The organism is Limnohabitans sp. (genome assembly GCF_044373035.1).
In the GTDB taxonomy this organism is placed as follows: domain Bacteria; phylum Pseudomonadota; class Gammaproteobacteria; order Burkholderiales; family Burkholderiaceae_C; genus Limnohabitans_A.
Window position 1 is genome coordinate 1 of sequence record NZ_JBILQU010000068.1, and the last position, 16,490, is coordinate 16,490.

The following is a 16,490-nucleotide window of genomic DNA, read 5'->3' on the forward strand; positions in this document are numbered from 1 at the left end:
TGTCTTGGCCTTTGCAGCTGTTTTAACTGCTGCTTTGACCATCAATACTTTGGCCTTGGCTAATGGGGCAGCGGCTTTTTTGGCCACGGCGGATTTACCAAGGGGCTTTGCTTTTTTCGAGGTCTTCACGTCTTGTCTCCTGGCCGTGTCAAAAGGCAGAGTTCTGACCGACTGTCCCTGCGCAGCCGACCGGAAACCTGTTCATGTGCTTTACAAACCCTATTTATAGACCTTTTGGGGTTCACCAGCTTCGCCAAAAGGCGTTGCCATCGGCGCGCGATTGTAGCGACTAGATGCGTCAGAATTTGTAATGGTGCGGATTAATGACCTGATCGCCACAAAAGCAGGGCAAGCTACCCCTCCAAGGCGAGCCCTGTCAGACCAAACATTGCTCCAGTCCTTGCAACAAGATGTCCTTAGGCAAATCGATGCCGATGAACACCATTTTGCTCATTTTGGCTTCGCCATCGGCCCACATCGGTCCCAAATCGCTGCCCATGAGCTGGTGCACGCCCTGAAAAATCACTTTGCGCTCGGTGCCACGCATGTTCAACACACCTTTGTAGCGCAACATGCGTGGGCCGTAAATGTTGACAATGGCCCCCAGGAAATCCTCCAATTTGGCCGGATCAAAGGCTCTGTCAGAACGGAAAACGAAGCTCTTCACATCGTCATCGTGGTGATGGTGGTGCCCCTGTCCGTGGGCCGCGTGGTGCTGGTGCGAAGGGTGGTCGCAATGCTCGCCATGTACGTGGTCATGGGCATGCTCATGCTGGTGTGACGGGTGGTCGCAATCCTCCCCGTGCACATGGTCATGGTCATCCTCTTTGAGGAAATCCGGGTCGATATCGAGCTTGGCGTTCAGGTTAAAGCCCTTGAGGTCGAACACCTCGGACAGCGCAACCTCGCCGAAATGCACCACTTTTTGTGGGGCACGCGGGTTCATGTGTTTCAGGCGGTGCTGCAAGGCGTCGAGCTCTTGCGGCGAAACCAGATCGGCCTTGCTGATGAAGATCTGATCGGCAAAGCCGACCTGGCGACGGGCTTCCTGGCGGTCGTTCAATTGCTGGGCAGCGTGCTTGGCGTCCACGAGGGTCAGGATGGAGTCCAGCAAATAAGTCTCGGCGATCTCGTCGTCCATGAAAAAAGTCTGCGCCACCGGGCCGGGGTCGGCCAGGCCCGTGGTCTCGATCACGATGCGGTCAAAGTCCAGCAAACCCTTGCGGCGCTTGGCGGCCAACAGCTGCAAGGTCACGCGCAGGTCTTCGCGGATGGTGCAGCAGATGCAGCCATTGCTCATCTGGATGATCTGCTCGTTGGTGTCCGAGACCAGGATGTCGCTGTCGATGTTTTCCTCACCAAACTCGTTCTCGATCACGGCAATCTTTTGGCCGTGGGCCTCGGTCAGCACGCGTTTGAGCAGTGTGGTTTTGCCCGAACCCAAAAAGCCGGTCAGGATGGTGGTGGGAATCAAGGACATGGCGCGGTTCCGATGCAGGTCAAAAAAGTAAGAGTTGGGGAGTGTAGCGACGAATTCAAGCGCCAAGCGTGCGCGGCGGTCATGGCCTCACGGCACGTGTGCAGCGCGGGCCACCGGGTTCATTTGCGCTTGGCACGGGGATGGGCCGCGTCGTAGGTTTTGGCCAGGTGCTGAAAATCCAGCCGCGTGTAGACCTGGGTGGTGCTGATGTTGGCGTGGCCCAGCAGCTCTTGAACCGCCCGCAGATCGCCACTCGATTGGAGCACATGGCTGGCAAAGGAGTGGCGCAGCATGTGCGGGTGCACCGGGGTGGCCAAGCCCGCCAGCAGGCTGCGGCGCTTGAGGCGCTGCGCCACACCGCGGGGGGTCAGGCGCGTGCCGTGGCGTCCGGGAAACAGCGCCAGCGCCAAAGGAGATGCGCCTTTGGCGGGCTGCGTCAGCATGCCCGTCAATTGCGGGCGCAAGGCCAGCCAGTGCGTCAGCGCCTCGATGGCCGATCGGCCCAAAGGTACCGTGCGGCGCTTGCTGCCTTTGCCTTGCACCTGCACCTCAGCGTTGGCTAAATCGATCCAGCCGCGCCCGGCACGCGCCGCCTCGGCGCTGGCCACCACGTCCAGCCCGGTCAGCTCGGCAATGCGCAGGCCGCAGCCGTACAGCAGCTCGACCATGGCGGCGTCACGGGCTTCCAGCCAGGGGTCGTCGTTGTCCTCTTCATGCTCGGCCAGCTGGACCGCTTCGTCCACACCCAGCGCCTTGGGCAGGGGCTTGGCCACACGCGGGGCCCGCACATCGGCCACCGGGTTGTGCGGGATCAGGCCCTCGCGCCCCAGCCAGGTGTAGAAACCGCGCCAACCTGACAAGATGAGTGCAATGCCGCGCCCGCTGCGCCCGGCGCTGTGCATTTGGGCCACCCAACGGCGTATGTGGCCGGTTTGCACCTGAAGCAATGGCACTTGGGATGCCGCCGCCATCTCGGCCAGGCGTATCAAATCCAGTTGGTACAGGGTGCAGGTGCGCTCGGCCAGGCGCTTTTCAAAGCGCACATGATCCAAATAGCGACTCACCAGCGGGTCGGTGGTCGCCGCGTCCGTCATGGCCGCATCCGACACCATTCAAGCCTGCGGCTTTTGCAAAACCGACAAAGCTGCACCCGCCAGCTCGGCCAGGCGTTCCAGCAAATCGGTGCCCATCTGGCTGTTAAAGCGCTGGGCATCAGGTGAGGCCAGCACCAACAGGCCAAAAGCGGGTTGCCCCGGTGCCGCTCGCAAAGCAAGCAGCGCCAAAGAAGCCGCCTGCGTGGGTTCGTCCAACCACTGCACCGCTTCGTAGCCCGAGTTCGGCCCAACGTAAGGCGTGTCCAGTGAAGTGGCCAACACCTGCAGCGCTTCGGTCACACCCTGCGCATAAGCCGCTTGGGCGTGCGCGTCCTGCAGCGACCACAAACGCAAAGCGACCTGAGGCACCTGGAACAGATCGCGGATGTTGTCCACCGCCGAATCGGCCAATTGGTCGTGGGGCGTGACAAGCAATTCGCACGACCAACGGTGCAGTTTGTCGGTCAGCACCATGTTTTCGTTGCCGTGCCGCATCATGTCCATGATGCGGTGCTCCAGGCCCTTGATTTTGTCGCGCAGCATTTGGGCTTGGCGCTCCTGCAAGCCCACGGTGCGGTGGCTTTGCGGGTGGGTGAGTTGCACGGTGGCCAAAAGCGAGGCATGGCGCTCGAAAAAATCCGGCGTGTTCACCAGATAGTCCGCGATGTCGTCTTCGGTGATCGGGCTCATGGGTTCAGGCGTCGTCATGGGGAAACTCCAAAAATTCAAAGGATCAAAGTGAGTCAGGCACGTCGATGCTGCCCTCAAAAACAGAAGTGGCGGGACCGGTCATCAGCACGGGACTGTCGGCCCGCCCTGCCCACTCGATGGTGAGCGTACCGCCGTGGGTTTGAACATCCACACGGGGATCCAGCCAGCCTTGGCGAATGCCCACCACCACGGCTGCACATGCACCCGTACCGCAAGCGAGGGTTTCACCTGCACCACGCTCGAACACGCGCAGCATGATCTGGTTGCGCGAGACGATTTGCATGAAACCTGCATTCACACGTTTTGGAAAAGCCGGGTGGTTTTCAATCCGTGGGCCTTGGGCCAGGACCGCAAAAGTAGCCACATCGTTCACGCGCTGCACCGCGTGCGGGTTGCCCATCGACACCACGCCCACGCGGGCAATGCCCAGATCGCCCAGCGCCAAGTCAAACACCGGCCAGCCGTTGACCTGGTCGCTGATGAGGCCCACGGGAACGAAAGGCACACGCTCCCAATCAAAGACGGGCGCGCCCATGTTCACCGTCACACGGCCATCGGGGTTCATGGTGAGCTCAATCTCGCCTTGCTGCACCTTCACACGAACAGTGGTTTTGTCGGTCAGGCCCTTGTCGCGCACATAGCGCACAAAGCAGCGAGCCCCGTTACCGCAGTGCTCCACCTCGCCGCCGTCGGCGTTGTGGATCACATATTCAAAGTCCAGCCCGGGTGCGGGAGAGGGTCGCACGCTGAGGATCTGATCGGCTCCCACGCCAAAGTGGCGGTCGGCCAAAAAACGGTACTGGTCCGCGTTCAGGCCCAGTCGGCCACGCGTCTCGTCGAGCACGACAAAATCGTTGCCCGCGCCTTGCATCTTGGTAAAGCGAATGTGCATGGGCGGGATTATCGCCCTTGGATGAAACTCAAGCCGCCTGATAATGGGGCATGGCACGCACATCCCAACTCTTGTACCCCCAACGCGACCCCGCCCCCCTGCGCCCCGCAGCCACCGTGCTGCTCATGCGCGACGGCCCCCAAGGCATCGAGGTGCTGATGACCCGCCGCTCGATGACAGCCAGTTTTGCGCCCGGCGCCTACGTGTTCCCCGGCGGAGGCATTGACGCCGCCGACGCCCAGGCCCACGGCATGGCGCAGCGTCGCCCCAAACAAAGCGACTTGCACCTGACGCAAGCCATTGCCGCCATCCGCGAGAGCTTTGAAGAACTGGGCATCTTGTTCGCCCGCCATGCCGATGGCCGCTGGGCTGACAACGCTGACATTGCCCAGATCGACCGAAAAGCCTCTTTTGCCACCCAATGCCAGGCCCGAGGCCTGACGCTGGCCGCCGACCAGGTGTTCGTGCTGGCCCACTGGATCACCGACCGCGACCTGCCACGGCGCTTTGACGTGCCCTTTTTGGTGGCCCGCATGCCCGAAGGCCAGACCCCGGTGGCCGACGAATCCGAGCAGTTTGAGCCCGTCTGGGTGAACCCACAAGAAGCGCTGAACCGCCACGAAACGGGTGATTTTTTCATGGTCTACCCGACCATCCGCACGCTGCAGCGCCTGAAAGACTTTGCCAGCGTGGAAGCGGTGTTACAAGCCTGCGGCGTCAACGACGAACCGCTGTGGACCAGCTGCCCCCGCGCGGGCTGGCTGGCGGGCAACGAAGCGCGCTTCATGGAGCACGAAGCCCCGTTTGGCGAGCTGGCCCTGGTCACGCCCGACGGGCAAATCCACCACCACCTGGACTGGCAGACCGACCAGCCTGTGCCCCTGCTCAAGAACGTGCAGCGCCTGACCGCCCCCAACCCGGGCGTGATGACCGGCCCTGGCACCAACAGCTACTTGGTGGGCGACCCGAACACCGGCTACATCGCCATCGACCCCGGCCCGGCGGACATCGACCATCTGCAACGGATGTGGCGTGCGGCAGGTGGACAAATCAAGGCCATTGTGTGCACCCACTCTCACCCGGACCATTCGCCAGGCGCTGCGCCGCTGCAGGCACTGTGCACGAACAAGCCCCCCATCCTGGGCCTGTCTTCACGCCCCACATCCCGTGCCAACAGCCGCTTCACGCCGGATCGAGAGCTGACCGATGGCGAAAAACTGGTGCTGCAAGGCCTGGGTGTGGATGGCGAGATCACCCACACCCTGCATGTGGTGCACACCCCGGGCCATGCGGCCAACCATCTGTGCCTGGTGCTGGAAGAAGACGGTCTGCTGTTTTCGGGTGACCATGTGCTCAACGGCAGCACCACCGTGATCGACCCGCCCGACGGCCACATGGGCGATTATTTGCACTCGCTGGACAAGTTGGCTGCGGCGTGCGTTACCGGAGGCATCGAATTCATCTTGCCTGCGCACGGCCATGTGCTGGGCTTTGCCCACCAGGCCATCACCCACCTGAAGGCGCACCGCCTCAAGCGCGAGGCCAAGATTGCTGCCGCCATGCAGGCCCTGCCCCAAGGCAGCCTGCAGGAATGGGTAGAAAAAGCCTACGACGATGTGCCGCCCCGCCTGTGGCCAGTGGCCGCACGCTCACTGCAAGCGCATGTGGACCACATCCGCGAACAAACCCTGTCTTGATTCGCCTTAAGCATTTTTGAAAGCATGGATGATTTCCTCTGAAGAAGGCATACGCCTGGCCAAACGCGTGGCCGCCGAGCAACACTGCTCGCGCCGCGAAGCCGAAGCCCTGATCGTGGCTGGCGGCGTGCAAGTCGCCGGCAAAGTGGTGACCGACCCAGCCCGGCGTGTGCGGCCTGAACAAGCCGTTCAGGTCAACCGTTTGGTCTCCATGGCCGCCCTCGCCCCCATGACCTTGGCGCTGTTCAAGCCCGCCCACCGCGTGGCCAACTTGGCCTGGCTGCAAGACACCGTGGGCCTCAAAGCCGCCCAGCCGGGTCTTTGGGGGCCCGAACGCTTGGCCAAAATGCAAATGCCCTTGCCGCTGGCCAAACCCGCCAGCGGTTTGTGCATTTTTTCAGACGACATCGCCGTGCTGCGCCACCTGGAAGACCGCCGCAGCCCGATGGAGCAAGAATGGATGGCCACCGTGGGTGGCGAAGTGCCAGAGGGCACCATCAAGGCCTTGAACGGCCCCGGCATCCGCACCAGCATCAACCGCCAAACCGACACCCTGACGGTGCTGCGCATCGCTGGCAAGGACATCGACGGGCTGGAACTGGGCCGCTGGCTGGACGAACAATGCCCCTTGCAAGACCTGCGTCGCCAGCGCGTGGGCAGCATGAGCTTGGCCCCCTTGGAGCTCGGGCAATGGCGGCAACTGCAAAGCCATGAGCGCTTTTAATCTGTTTTTAATTTGAAAAAAAGCTAAAAAAGCTGGATTTACCCTTGAATAATCCCGGTTTATCTCCAATTAGAAACTCAGTCTGAGAAAATGACAATCAGGTCAAACCTGCGCACAATGCAGTCTTGACTCCAAAGGATGGCCCGCATAGGCAGGCCACCAACACGCAGAAAGGAGCCCACCATGCGTTTGAGCACTAAAAGCCGATTTGCAGTCACCGCCATGATCGATGTGGCGTTGCGCGAAGACCGTGGACCCGTTTCGCTGGCTGCCATCAGCACGCGCCACCAGATTTCTTTGTCCTACCTGGAGCAACTGTTCAGCAAACTGCGCCAGCATGGCTTGGTCGAGAGCACACGCGGCCCAGGCGGTGGTTATTCGTTGTCGCGCAATGCTGAAAAAATCACCATGGCCGATATCGTGGGCGCGGTCGACGCCCCCACCGAAGAAGAGGCCGCTGCCGAAGGTGGCTGGATGAACAGCGAGCTGTGGGCCAGCCTGAACGAAAAAATGCTGACCCACTTGCAGTCCATCAGCCTGCGTCAATTGGTGGCCGAGCAGCGCACCAAGGGCGTGACCGTCGAGCCTGCGCCCGCCCCAACTGTCAAGCGCGGCGTGTTTGCCAAGCCCAAAAGTTCGTTGAAGATCACTGCACCCAACTCGGTGTTTGCGCTGGGCGCCAGCTTGATGCCTTCGCGCGGGTAAACACATCGCGCGGCTCATGCGCTGCAGCGAAAGCAAAAAACCCGCTTCGGCGGGTTTTTTGTGGTCTGAAAAAGTGTGAAGCCCGCCGATAAGCCGGATTCTGTGCACAGCGGTTACCCGCTGCGTGACCGCCATTACTCTGGGCCAGGGGTCGCCCACCCGGCTCGGTGCTACCTACCCGCCAACTCACCCCGCGGAACCACAGGGAGAAGGCATGCGGCGAACCGCACACCTTCAGGAAGGCCTACTTGGTATTGCTGCGCGTAGAGATTGCCCGTTTCACCCGAACTCAATCGGCTCGTCTCTGTTGCTCTGATCCTCACCTCACGGTGGAGAGGTATTACCTCCTACGCTGTCCTGTGCAGTCCGGACGTTCCTCCAGTGCTTCCTTTCGGAAATTGCACCAGCGACGGTCTGGCGTGCTTCACAGCTTGATTATCGCTTGCGGGCGTGAGCTGATAGCGCAAGAGGTCTGCGTTTTCACGCACAATGATTTTTTGTAACGCTTTTTCGCACCGGAGACACGCCATGAAAGCCCACACCATCCTCGACACCATCGGCAACACGCCGCATGTGCGCATCCAACGCCTGTTTGGTGCAAATGCCAACGTGTGGATCAAGTCCGAGCGCAGCAACCCGGGCGGCTCGATCAAAGACCGCATCGCGCTGGCCATGGTCAACAACGCCGAAAAATCCGGCGCTCTGCAAGAAGGCGGCACCATCGTCGAGCCCACCTCGGGCAACACCGGCATTGGCCTGGCCATGGTGGCCGCAGTCAAAGGCTACAAGTTGGTGCTGGTCATGCCCGACAGCATGAGCATCGAGCGCCGCCGCCTGATGCTGGCCTATGGCGCGAGCTTCGACCTGACACCCCGCGAAAAAGGCATGAAGGGCGCGATCGCCCGTGCCGAAGAACTGGTGGCCAGCACACCCGGCGCTTGGATGCCCCAGCAGTTTGAAAACCCCGCCAACATCGACGTGCATGTGCGCACCACGGCGCAAGAAATTCTGGCCGACTTTCCAGAGGGCATTGATGCCCTCATCACCGGCGTGGGCACAGGCGGCCACCTGACCGGCGCGGCCCGCGTGCTCAAGGCCAAGTTTCCGAATCTCAAGGTGTTTGCAGTGGAGCCTGCCGCCTCGCCCGTGATCTCGGGTGGCGCGCCAGCCCCCCACCCGATCCAGGGCATTGGCGCAGGCTTTATCCCCAAGAATTTGGACACCACTTTGCTTGACGGCGTGATCCAGGTTGACGCCGAAGCCGCTCGCGAATACGCCCGCCGTTCGGCGCGTGAAGAAGGCATGCTGGTCGGCATTTCCTCCGGAGCAACCCTGGCGGCCATCGCCCAAAAATTGGCCGAGTTGCCTGCGGGGGCCACGGTGCTGGGTTTCAACTACGACACGGGCGAGCGTTATTTGTCGGTCGAGGGGTTCCTGCCCAATTGACCTTCGCACGGCGATAATCAGCGCTTCTTGCTTGATAACCACAAGCCACAGAGGTGTCCATGATCCGAATTTCCGAACTCAAACTCCCCCTTTCGGCCCTGCCGGTTGAGGTGCGTCGCGCGGCCGATGCAGCTTCCGAGACCGATGAAGACCGCCTGCCCACGCCGCACCCCGTCGGTGCCCTGCGCCAACTGGCGGCCCAGGCCTTGGGCATCAGCGCCACCGACATCGCCACGCTGCAGGTGTTCAAGCGCAGCTTTGATGCCCGCAAGGCCGACCTGCTGGCGGTGTACATCGTAGACCTGGCCCTGCGCCATGCGCAGGCCCAACCCCACTTGCTGCAGCAGTTCGCCAGCCACCCCCACATCCAAGCCACGCCCGACATGGCGTGGCACGCACCCTGCCAAGCGCCAGCCGATTTTGGCGAGCAAGATGGCCAACGCCCTGTGGTGGTGGGCTTTGGGCCCTGCGGCATGTTTGCGGCGCTCGCTCTCGCGCAAATGGGCTTCAAACCCATCGTGCTCGAACGTGGCAAACCGGTCCGTGAACGCACCAAAGACACTTGGGGCTTGTGGCGCAAGCAAGTGCTCAACCCCGAAAGCAATGTGCAATTTGGCGAAGGCGGTGCGGGCACGTTCAGCGATGGCAAGCTTTACAGCCAGATCAAAGACCCGCGCCACCTGGGCCGCAAGGTCATGGACGAGTTCGTGAAAGCAGGCGCGCCGGCCGACATTTTGTATGCCGCACACCCGCACATCGGCACCTTCAAACTGGTCAAGGTGGTTGAGCGCATCCGCGAACACATCATCGCTTTGGGTGGCGAGATCCGATTTGAGCAACGGGTGAGCGATGTGCTGCTCGCGCCCACCGCAGATGGCCAACAACTCACCGGCGTGCAGGTGCTAGACCTGCGCACGGGCGAACACCACACCTTGCTCACGCACCACGCCGTCATGGCTCTGGGCCACAGCGCGCGCGACACCTTTGTCATGCTGCACCGCCGCGGCGTGGCCATGCAGGCCAAGGCGTTTTCGATTGGCGTGCGCATCGAGCACCCCCAAAGCGTGATCGACCAAGCCCGCTGGGGCCGCCACGCGGGCCACCCTTTGCTGGGCGCTGCCGACTACAAATTGGTGCACCACGCGCAAAACGGCCGCGCCGTCTACAGCTTTTGCATGTGCCCCGGCGGCACCGTGGTGGCCGCCACCAGCGAGCCGGGTCGCGTGGTCACCAACGGCATGAGCCAGTACTCGCGCAACGAGCGCAATGCCAACGCCGGCATGGTGGTGGCCATTGACCCACCCGACTACCCGCTGGACACCGCCGCATGGCAAGCCGCGTTCGGCGACGAATACGGCGCACAACTGGCACATGAGGCCCAGCAACTCGCCACACAACAGCCCCCTGCAACTCACCCGCTGGCGGGCATCGTGCTGCAACGCCAACTGGAAACGCGTGCTTTTGAAGTGGGCGGCAGCAACTACGAGGCCCCTGGCCAACTGGTGGGGGACTTTTTGGCGCAGAGGCCGTCCAGCACTTGGGGCAGCGTTCAGCCGTCCTACCAACCGGGTGTCAAGTTGGTCGACTTGGCTGATGTGTTACCGGATTACGCGGTGGCCGCCATGCGCGAGGCCCTACCGGTGTTTGGCCGCAAGATCAAAGGCTACGACATGCACGATGCGGTGATGACCGGGGTGGAGACGCGCACCTCATCGCCCCTGCGCATCCCGCGTGGCGAAGACCACCAAAGCACCAACACACAAGGCCTCTACCCGGCAGGTGAAGGGGCCAGTTACGCGGGTGGCATTTTGTCGGCGGGGGTGGATGGCATCAAGGTGGCCGAGTCTTTGGCGCGGGCACTGATGGCCCCCACCTGAACAAGCCGATTTCACATGCCGGTTTTACACTGACAATCAGGCCATGCAAGACGACCATATCCCCGTGCCAACGCCACCCGAACCCACCCCTGGCGCGCGGGCAGCCCAGCCACGCAACCCGTTGCACGGCCTCACGCTCGAAACCATCGTCACCCAACTGGCCGACTTTTATGGCTGGGACGATCTGGGCCAGCGCATCCCTGTTCGCTGCTTCACGCACGAGCCCAGCGTGGGCTCCAGCCTGAAGTTCTTGCGCAAAACCCCGTGGGCGCGCGAGAAGGTGGAGAGCTTGTACCTGTTCATGTTGCGCGATCAAAAGCGCCAAGGTTTTTAACAAGCCACGCCAGGGCTTTGGATGGGCCCGCGCAAACCCTCAGGTTGCCAACATCGTGCCGCGGCATTTTTTGGCACCACATCGGCAGGCATAGCGGGCCTTCAAGGCCTCGCTCATGGGCTCGTCACTCTCCAATCCGTAATCAAACGTCAGCTCCTCCCCCTTGAACACGGGCCTGCGCGTCATGATGAAGATGCGGCCCCGCACTTCGTCGGGTACGCAATTGGGGCGGCATGAATGGTTGATCCACTTGGAAGCGTTGCCGCCATGCAGCGCATCGATCACACGCACATCGTCCAGGTGGAAATAAAAGGTGTGGTCGGGGTTGCCCGCATCGTGCGGGTGGCGGGCAATGGCCTCGGTCATGCTGATGATCTCGCCCACGTACTCGATGAGCCGCTCGCCTGCGGCCAGGTGGCGCGTGGCGAACACGCCCCAGCCATGAACGCCGGACCGCTCCACCCGGATCGGGCTGTCAGCAGAGGCGGCCAGAAGCAGCTTCACGCCCGCTCATCCCCGCTCATGCACGCCTTCGCAGCACCGCCACCACCAGCGTGATGACCGTCAGCGGCACCACAAAACTCAGCATCACGCTGCTGAAATCGCCCAAGGCATCGTGCTGCTGTGCCGCCAAAATCAAATAAGACACATAGGCCACGTAATAGCCAGCAAAGACGCCCCCCTCCCAGCGGGCGATCTCGCCCCCGGTGATGAACATGGGCAAACAAGCCAGCGCCACAGCCAGCATGACCCAAATATCAAAGGCCAACAAAGACGGTGCCACCACCAGGCCTGCGCCGCCCGCCACCACGCCGCTGATGCCCAAACAACCCAAAATGTTGAAGATGTTGCTGCCCACCACATTGCCCACCGCGATGTCGCGCTCGCCCTTGAGCGCCGCTGCGATCGAAGTGGCCACCTCGGGCATGGAGGTGCCCGCCGCCACGATGGTCAGCGCAATCACCACATCGCTCACGCCCAAGGCTTTGGCAAAGACCACCGCCGCGCCCACCAACCAGTCCGAGCCCAGCACCAGCAAAGCCAAACCCACGGCGATCAGCGCCAACTGCACAGGCAGTTTGGCATCCCATGCGCCCACGGGCGAGGCCTGCAACTCGGACTCAAACTCGTCAACGCCTTGGGCCGAAGCCTGGGCTGCGGCCTGGTTTGCAGCGGTTTCACGGCGCGACTGCACCACCAAAAAACCGGTGTAAGCCACCAGCAAAATCACCAGAGCCACAGACTCCCACAACTGCAACCGCCCATCCATCGCCATCAAGGCCATGAGCAATGTCACGCCAAACATGATGGGCACTTCCTGGCGGATCAGCTGGCGGTGCACCACCAAAGGCACGATCAAAGCGCTCAGCCCCAGGATGAACAGCACATTAAAAATGTTGCTGCCCACCACATTGCCAATGGCCATGTCGGTCTTGCCCTCCAGCACCGAAGCCACCGACACCGCCACCTCGGGCGCACTGGTGCCAAAAGCCACAATGGTCAAGCCCACCACCAAGGGCGAAATGCCAAACGACAGCGCCAGCTTGCTCGCGCCGCGCACCAGCAAATTGGCCCCCAGCACCAGGCACACCAGCCCGGCAATGAACAAAAACAAGTGGATCATGGAGACTGCACCCAGAAAGAAATGAGGGTGTGAGCATAACCAGCTTCGGCATCACTCACGGGTTAATGGTTGGAAGGCGTGAGGTCAAAATTTCTATCCACTCAAAATGTGTGATCGCAAGCCGAAGTATTCGGGCATGCGGTCAAGGTGGATGCCTTGGCTGTTGGTGGCTCACGCGGTAGGGTCCAAGACCAGCTTGCCGGCTTGCCCATACGGCAGCACCTGCACACCGGTTCGATCTTGTCGCTCAGCACCACCGTAGATCAGATGCTGGCTTTTCACACGATCGCCCAGCAATGTGCTCACGGTGCGCAGATTTTTAAACAGGGGTGCGGACACCGTTTGTGATGCCTTGATCTCCACCAACTGAAGACCATCGGCATGGTCCAGCAAGAGGTCAATTTCCAAACCATTGCTGTCGCGAAAGAAATACAAAGGATCGCGCAAACCCTGATTGCGCAAGGACTTGAGCACCTCCAGCACCACCAGGTTTTCAAACAGGGCTCCGCGCAATGGATGGTGCTGCAGTTGATCCACAGTTTTGATGCCGAGCAGCCAGCAGGCCAGTCCGACATCGTAAAAATAAATTTTGGGACTCTTCACCAGACGCTTGCCAATGTTGACGCTCCAGGGTGCCAGGCTGAACACCAGAAAAGACGCTTCAAGAATACTCAGCCATTGCGTGATGGTGTTACTGCTGACGCCCACCTCATTGCCCAAGCTGGTCTGGTTGAGCAACTGCCCCGTGCGCCCTGCCAGCAACCGCACACATTGGCCAAACTCGCGCAGATGCCTGAGGTTGATGAGTTGCCGAACATCGCGCTCGACATAGGTGGCAAAGTAATCAGACAACATCACCTCGGGTGGCAGGTCTTGCGCATGGATGCGGGGATAACCGCCGTGCAGCATCCACCTGTTCACATCTGCACGTTCGGGGTCAAACATGCCCGCAGCGGCCAATTCAGACAAACTCAAAGGCAGCAGTTCCAACACAGCCGTCCGCCCTGCCAGTGACTGCGTAACTTGCGCACTCACTTGCAACTGGTGGCTGCCCGTCAACACAAAGCGCCCTTTGCGCGGATCGGCATCGGTCAGCACCTGAATCCAGGACAACAGTGACGGTACGTTCTGGATTTCATCCAACACGGCACCATCCGGAAACTGAGCCAAAAACGCCTTGGGGTCCTGCTGTGCGAACTCCCGCACATCGGGTTGCTCCAGATTGACATAGGGCTTGTCTGGAAAAGCCATCCGGCACAAGGTGGTTTTGCCCGACTGACGAGGCCCCAACACCGTCACCACCGGGTAAAGCGTGGCCCGCTGGAGCAGGACATTTAAGGCTTGGCGCTGTATATTTATCATGTAAATTTTAACTTGAAGTTAATTTTTACATGAATTTAAGGGATTCAAGCCTTGAAGTCAATCACCTCCCGTCAATGAATCGTTCCGTTCGTGGGAATTCTTTGGGAGGACTTTTTCCATCTGAGGGTATACAGAGTTTTGTGTAAACGGGGCTGGCTCAGCGTCCCGTCACTGGACGCTTGTTCTAGGCAGAAAATCTGCCCAAAGATGTCCTTTGGAAGAACCAAAACTCTCATTAATCATCATTCAACCCACATGTCCAGCAACATTGGCTCAACCTTCAATGTGAGTCGTTCCATCCTGGCTTTGCCTTTCTTGTAGATGGAAAACACATGCTCAGCACCCAACAAGCAGCCATTGACTGAACGTGTGCCTGACTTCGTCAACAGCTTGGCAATCGCTTCAAAAGTCAGTTGCTCTCTTTCACGCAACAAAAAGACCCTGTCAAACAGCCGCTGCTGACTGTTTGAGTAGGGTCCTATGAAAAGCGCCTTACTTTTCACTTTGACGACCATGACCACTCGTGCCAGATCGTCAAAATTACTCACTGGCTGAACTACTCTACGGTCACGCTTTTCGCCAAATTCCTCGGCTTATCCACATCCGTCCCCCGTGCACACGCCGTGTGGTAGCTGAGCAGCTGCAGCGGCACCACATGCAGGATGGGTGACAGCACGCCATAGTGCTCGGGCATGCGGATAACGTTCACGCCTTCGCTGCTCTCGATCTTGGTATCGCCATCGGCCAGCACGTACAGCACACCGCCTCTGGCGCGCACTTCTTGCATATTGCTTTTCAGCTTTTCCAGCAGCTGGTCGTTGGGGGCCACCGTGACCACCGGCATGGCGCTGGTCACCAGGGCCAGCGGGCCGTGCTTGAGTTCGCCCGCCGCATAAGCTTCGGCGTGGATGTAGGTGATCTCTTTGAGCTTGAGCGCGCCTTCCAATGCGATGGGGTAGTGCGTGCCACGGCCGAGGAACAGCGCGTTTTCTTTGCTGGCGAATTCTTGTGCCCAGGCGATGATTTGCGGCTCCAGCGCCAGCACGGCTTGCAGCGCGGCGGGCAGGTGGCGCATGGCTTTGATGTGCGCGGCTTCTTCTTCGTCGCTGAGGCGCCCTTTGGTCTGTGCCAGCGCCAGCGTCAACAAGAACAGCCCGGCCAGTTGGGTGGTGAAGGCCTTGGTCGAGGCCACGCCGATCTCAGCCCCTGCGCGGGTCACGTAGGCGTGTTTGCATTCGCGCACCATGGCGCTGGTGGACACATTGCAAATGGTGAGCGTGTGCGTCATGCCCAAGCTTTGCGCATGGCGCAGCGCAGCCAGGGTGTCGGCGGTCTCGCCACTTTGGGTGATGGTCACCACCAGTGTGCTCGGGTTGGGCACCGATTCGCGATAGCGGTATTCGCTGGCGATTTCGACCTGGCAGGGCACTTTGGCGATCGCTTCGATCCAGTACTTGGCCACGCAGCCGCTGTAGTAGCTGGTGCCGCAGGCCAGGATCAGCACGTTGTCGATGGCCTTGAATGTGGAATAGGCGCCGTCACCAAACAGCTCGGGCGTGATGCCCTCCACGCCTTCCAGCGTGTCGGCAATGGCGCGGGGCTGCTCGAAGATTTCCTTTTGCATGTAGTGGCGATACGGCCCCAGCTCGGCCGCGCCGCTGTGCGCGTGCACGGTTTTCACAGCGCGGGTTGCGGCCTTGTGCTCGCGGTCCACCACCCAGTATTTGCCCAGCTGGATGTCGACCACGTCGCCCTCTTCCAGGTACACGATCTGGTCGGTCACGCCGGCCAAGGCCATAGCGTCGCTGGCCAAAAAGGTTTCACCTTGGCCCACACCCAGAATCAGCGGCGAGCCCGCACGCGCAACGATCACGCGCTGCGGCTCGTCTTTGTGGAACACGGCAATCGCGTAAGCGCCGTGCAGCTGGCATATGGCGGTCTTGACGGCTTCAAAAATGTCGCCGTCGTACACGCTGTCCACCAGGTGGGCGATGACCTCGGTATCGGTCTGGCTGCTGAAGACATAGCCCTTGGCTTGCAGGGCGGCGCGCAGCTCTTCGTGGTTTTCGATGATGCCGTTGTGCACCAGCGCCACTTTGCCTGGCTTGGTGTCGGCTGCGCCCGTGCCGTGGCTGAAGTGCGGGTGCGCGTTGTGCACGGCAGGCGCGCCGTGTGTGGCCCAACGCGTGTGGGCGATGCCGGTGCCGCCTTCGATGTGGTCGGCCGTGACCTGGTCCATCAGCTCGGCCACGCGAGATGTGCTGCGGGCGCGTTGCAAGCCACCCGTGCCGCCGCTCAGGCTGGCCGCGTGCACGGCCACGCCGCAGGAGTCATAGCCCCGGTATTCGAGCCGTTGCAGGCCTTGAACGAGGATGGGAACGATGTTGCGGGAAGAAACGGCGCCGACGATGCCACACATAAGACCAACTCCAAATCAGGGGAATGGAGGGATGTTATGGAAACCAGCAAGAAATATCCCGTCAATATTGATAAAAAAAAGATTATTTATTTCACAAAAATTTAAATATGAAATTTAATTCCAAT

Annotated in this window: 15 protein-coding genes and 1 other RNA gene; 6 read left to right on the forward strand and 10 right to left on the reverse strand. The window is 60.7% G+C overall.

The genetic code is table 11. The annotated features are described in order from the left end of the window. Window positions 1–376: 376 nt before the first annotated feature. The 4 genes from ACIQ47_RS10695 to dapF all read right to left on the reverse strand — a co-directional run bounded on the left by ACIQ47_RS10695 (window position 377) and on the right by dapF (window position 4,177). Entirely contained in the window at window positions 377–1,480 is a 1,104-nt protein-coding gene (locus tag ACIQ47_RS10695; RefSeq protein WP_396438108.1) for a CobW family GTP-binding protein, read from the reverse strand. Between the two features lie 119 nt (window positions 1,481–1,599). Beyond that, window positions 1,600–2,574 (reverse strand): tyrosine recombinase XerC, encoded by a 975-nt coding sequence (locus tag ACIQ47_RS10700; RefSeq protein WP_396438109.1) that lies wholly within the window; start codon window positions 2,572–2,574, stop codon window positions 1,600–1,602. Between the two features lie 18 nt (window positions 2,575–2,592). Next, window positions 2,593–3,282, reverse strand: a complete 690-nt coding sequence (locus tag ACIQ47_RS10705) for a DUF484 family protein (RefSeq protein ID WP_396438110.1) — start codon at window positions 3,280–3,282, stop codon at window positions 2,593–2,595. 25 nt (window positions 3,283–3,307) lie between these two features. After that, window positions 3,308–4,177, reverse strand: a complete 870-nt coding sequence (gene dapF, locus ACIQ47_RS10710) for a diaminopimelate epimerase (RefSeq protein WP_396438111.1) — start codon at window positions 4,175–4,177, stop codon at window positions 3,308–3,310. Between the two features lie 50 nt (window positions 4,178–4,227). Here dapF and ACIQ47_RS10715 point away from each other — a divergent pair, with 50 nt between their 5' ends. The 3 genes from ACIQ47_RS10715 to ACIQ47_RS10725 all read left to right on the forward strand — a co-directional run bounded on the left by ACIQ47_RS10715 (window position 4,228) and on the right by ACIQ47_RS10725 (window position 7,303). Then, window positions 4,228–5,874, forward strand: a complete 1,647-nt coding sequence (locus ACIQ47_RS10715; protein WP_396438112.1) for an MBL fold metallo-hydrolase — start codon at window positions 4,228–4,230, stop codon at window positions 5,872–5,874. A 28-nt stretch (window positions 5,875–5,902) separates the two neighbouring features. Then, window positions 5,903–6,598 (forward strand): S4 domain-containing protein, encoded by a 696-nt coding sequence (locus tag ACIQ47_RS10720; RefSeq protein WP_396438113.1) that lies wholly within the window; start codon window positions 5,903–5,905, stop codon window positions 6,596–6,598. Window positions 6,599–6,781: 183 nt separating this feature from the next. Further along, entirely contained in the window at window positions 6,782–7,303 is a 522-nt protein-coding gene (locus ACIQ47_RS10725; RefSeq protein WP_396438114.1) for an Rrf2 family transcriptional regulator, read from the forward strand. A 73-nt stretch (window positions 7,304–7,376) separates the two neighbouring features. Here the strand turns inward: ACIQ47_RS10725 and rnpB are convergent. Further along, an RNA gene (rnpB, locus tag ACIQ47_RS10730) (RNase P RNA component class A) lies at window positions 7,377–7,729 on the reverse strand. 102 nt (window positions 7,730–7,831) lie between these two features. On the opposite strand from rnpB, the gene cysK reads away from it, so the two are divergent. From cysK to ACIQ47_RS10745, 3 genes are read left to right on the forward strand one after another with little or no spacing between them, the layout of a single operon-like run. Continuing rightward, window positions 7,832–8,749 (forward strand): cysteine synthase A, encoded by a 918-nt coding sequence (gene cysK / locus ACIQ47_RS10735; RefSeq protein WP_396438115.1) that lies wholly within the window; start codon window positions 7,832–7,834, stop codon window positions 8,747–8,749. A gap of 59 nt (window positions 8,750–8,808) precedes the next feature. Further along, window positions 8,809–10,626: an NAD(P)/FAD-dependent oxidoreductase gene (locus tag ACIQ47_RS10740; RefSeq protein WP_396438116.1), complete on the forward strand. Its 1,818-nt coding sequence runs from the start codon at window positions 8,809–8,811 to the stop codon at window positions 10,624–10,626. A 43-nt stretch (window positions 10,627–10,669) separates the two neighbouring features. After that, window positions 10,670–10,960, forward strand: coding sequence for a VF530 family DNA-binding protein (locus ACIQ47_RS10745; RefSeq protein ID WP_396438117.1), 291 nt, complete (start codon window positions 10,670–10,672; stop codon window positions 10,958–10,960). A gap of 39 nt (window positions 10,961–10,999) precedes the next feature. Here the strand turns inward: ACIQ47_RS10745 and ACIQ47_RS10750 are convergent, their stop codons facing one another. The 5 genes from ACIQ47_RS10750 to glmS all read right to left on the reverse strand — a co-directional run bounded on the left by ACIQ47_RS10750 (window position 11,000) and on the right by glmS (window position 16,365). Then, window positions 11,000–11,464: an SET domain-containing protein gene (locus tag ACIQ47_RS10750; protein ID WP_396438118.1), complete on the reverse strand. Its 465-nt coding sequence runs from the start codon at window positions 11,462–11,464 to the stop codon at window positions 11,000–11,002. 16 nt (window positions 11,465–11,480) lie between these two features. Beyond that, window positions 11,481–12,584, reverse strand: coding sequence for a calcium/sodium antiporter (locus ACIQ47_RS10755; protein WP_396438119.1), 1,104 nt, complete (start codon window positions 12,582–12,584; stop codon window positions 11,481–11,483). Window positions 12,585–12,755: 171 nt separating this feature from the next. After that, complete coding sequence (locus tag ACIQ47_RS10760; protein ID WP_396438120.1) at window positions 12,756–13,946, reverse strand: ATP-binding protein; 1,191 nt, start codon at window positions 13,944–13,946, stop codon at window positions 12,756–12,758. Window positions 13,947–14,188: 242 nt separating this feature from the next. Further along, window positions 14,189–14,494 carry a hypothetical protein gene (locus ACIQ47_RS10765; protein ID WP_396438121.1) on the reverse strand — a complete coding sequence of 102 codons (306 nt, stop codon included), beginning with the start codon at window positions 14,492–14,494 and terminating at the stop codon, window positions 14,189–14,191. 8 nt (window positions 14,495–14,502) lie between these two features. Next, complete coding sequence (glmS, locus tag ACIQ47_RS10770; protein WP_396438122.1) at window positions 14,503–16,365, reverse strand: glutamine--fructose-6-phosphate transaminase (isomerizing); 1,863 nt, start codon at window positions 16,363–16,365, stop codon at window positions 14,503–14,505. Window positions 16,366–16,490 lie beyond the last annotated feature (125 nt).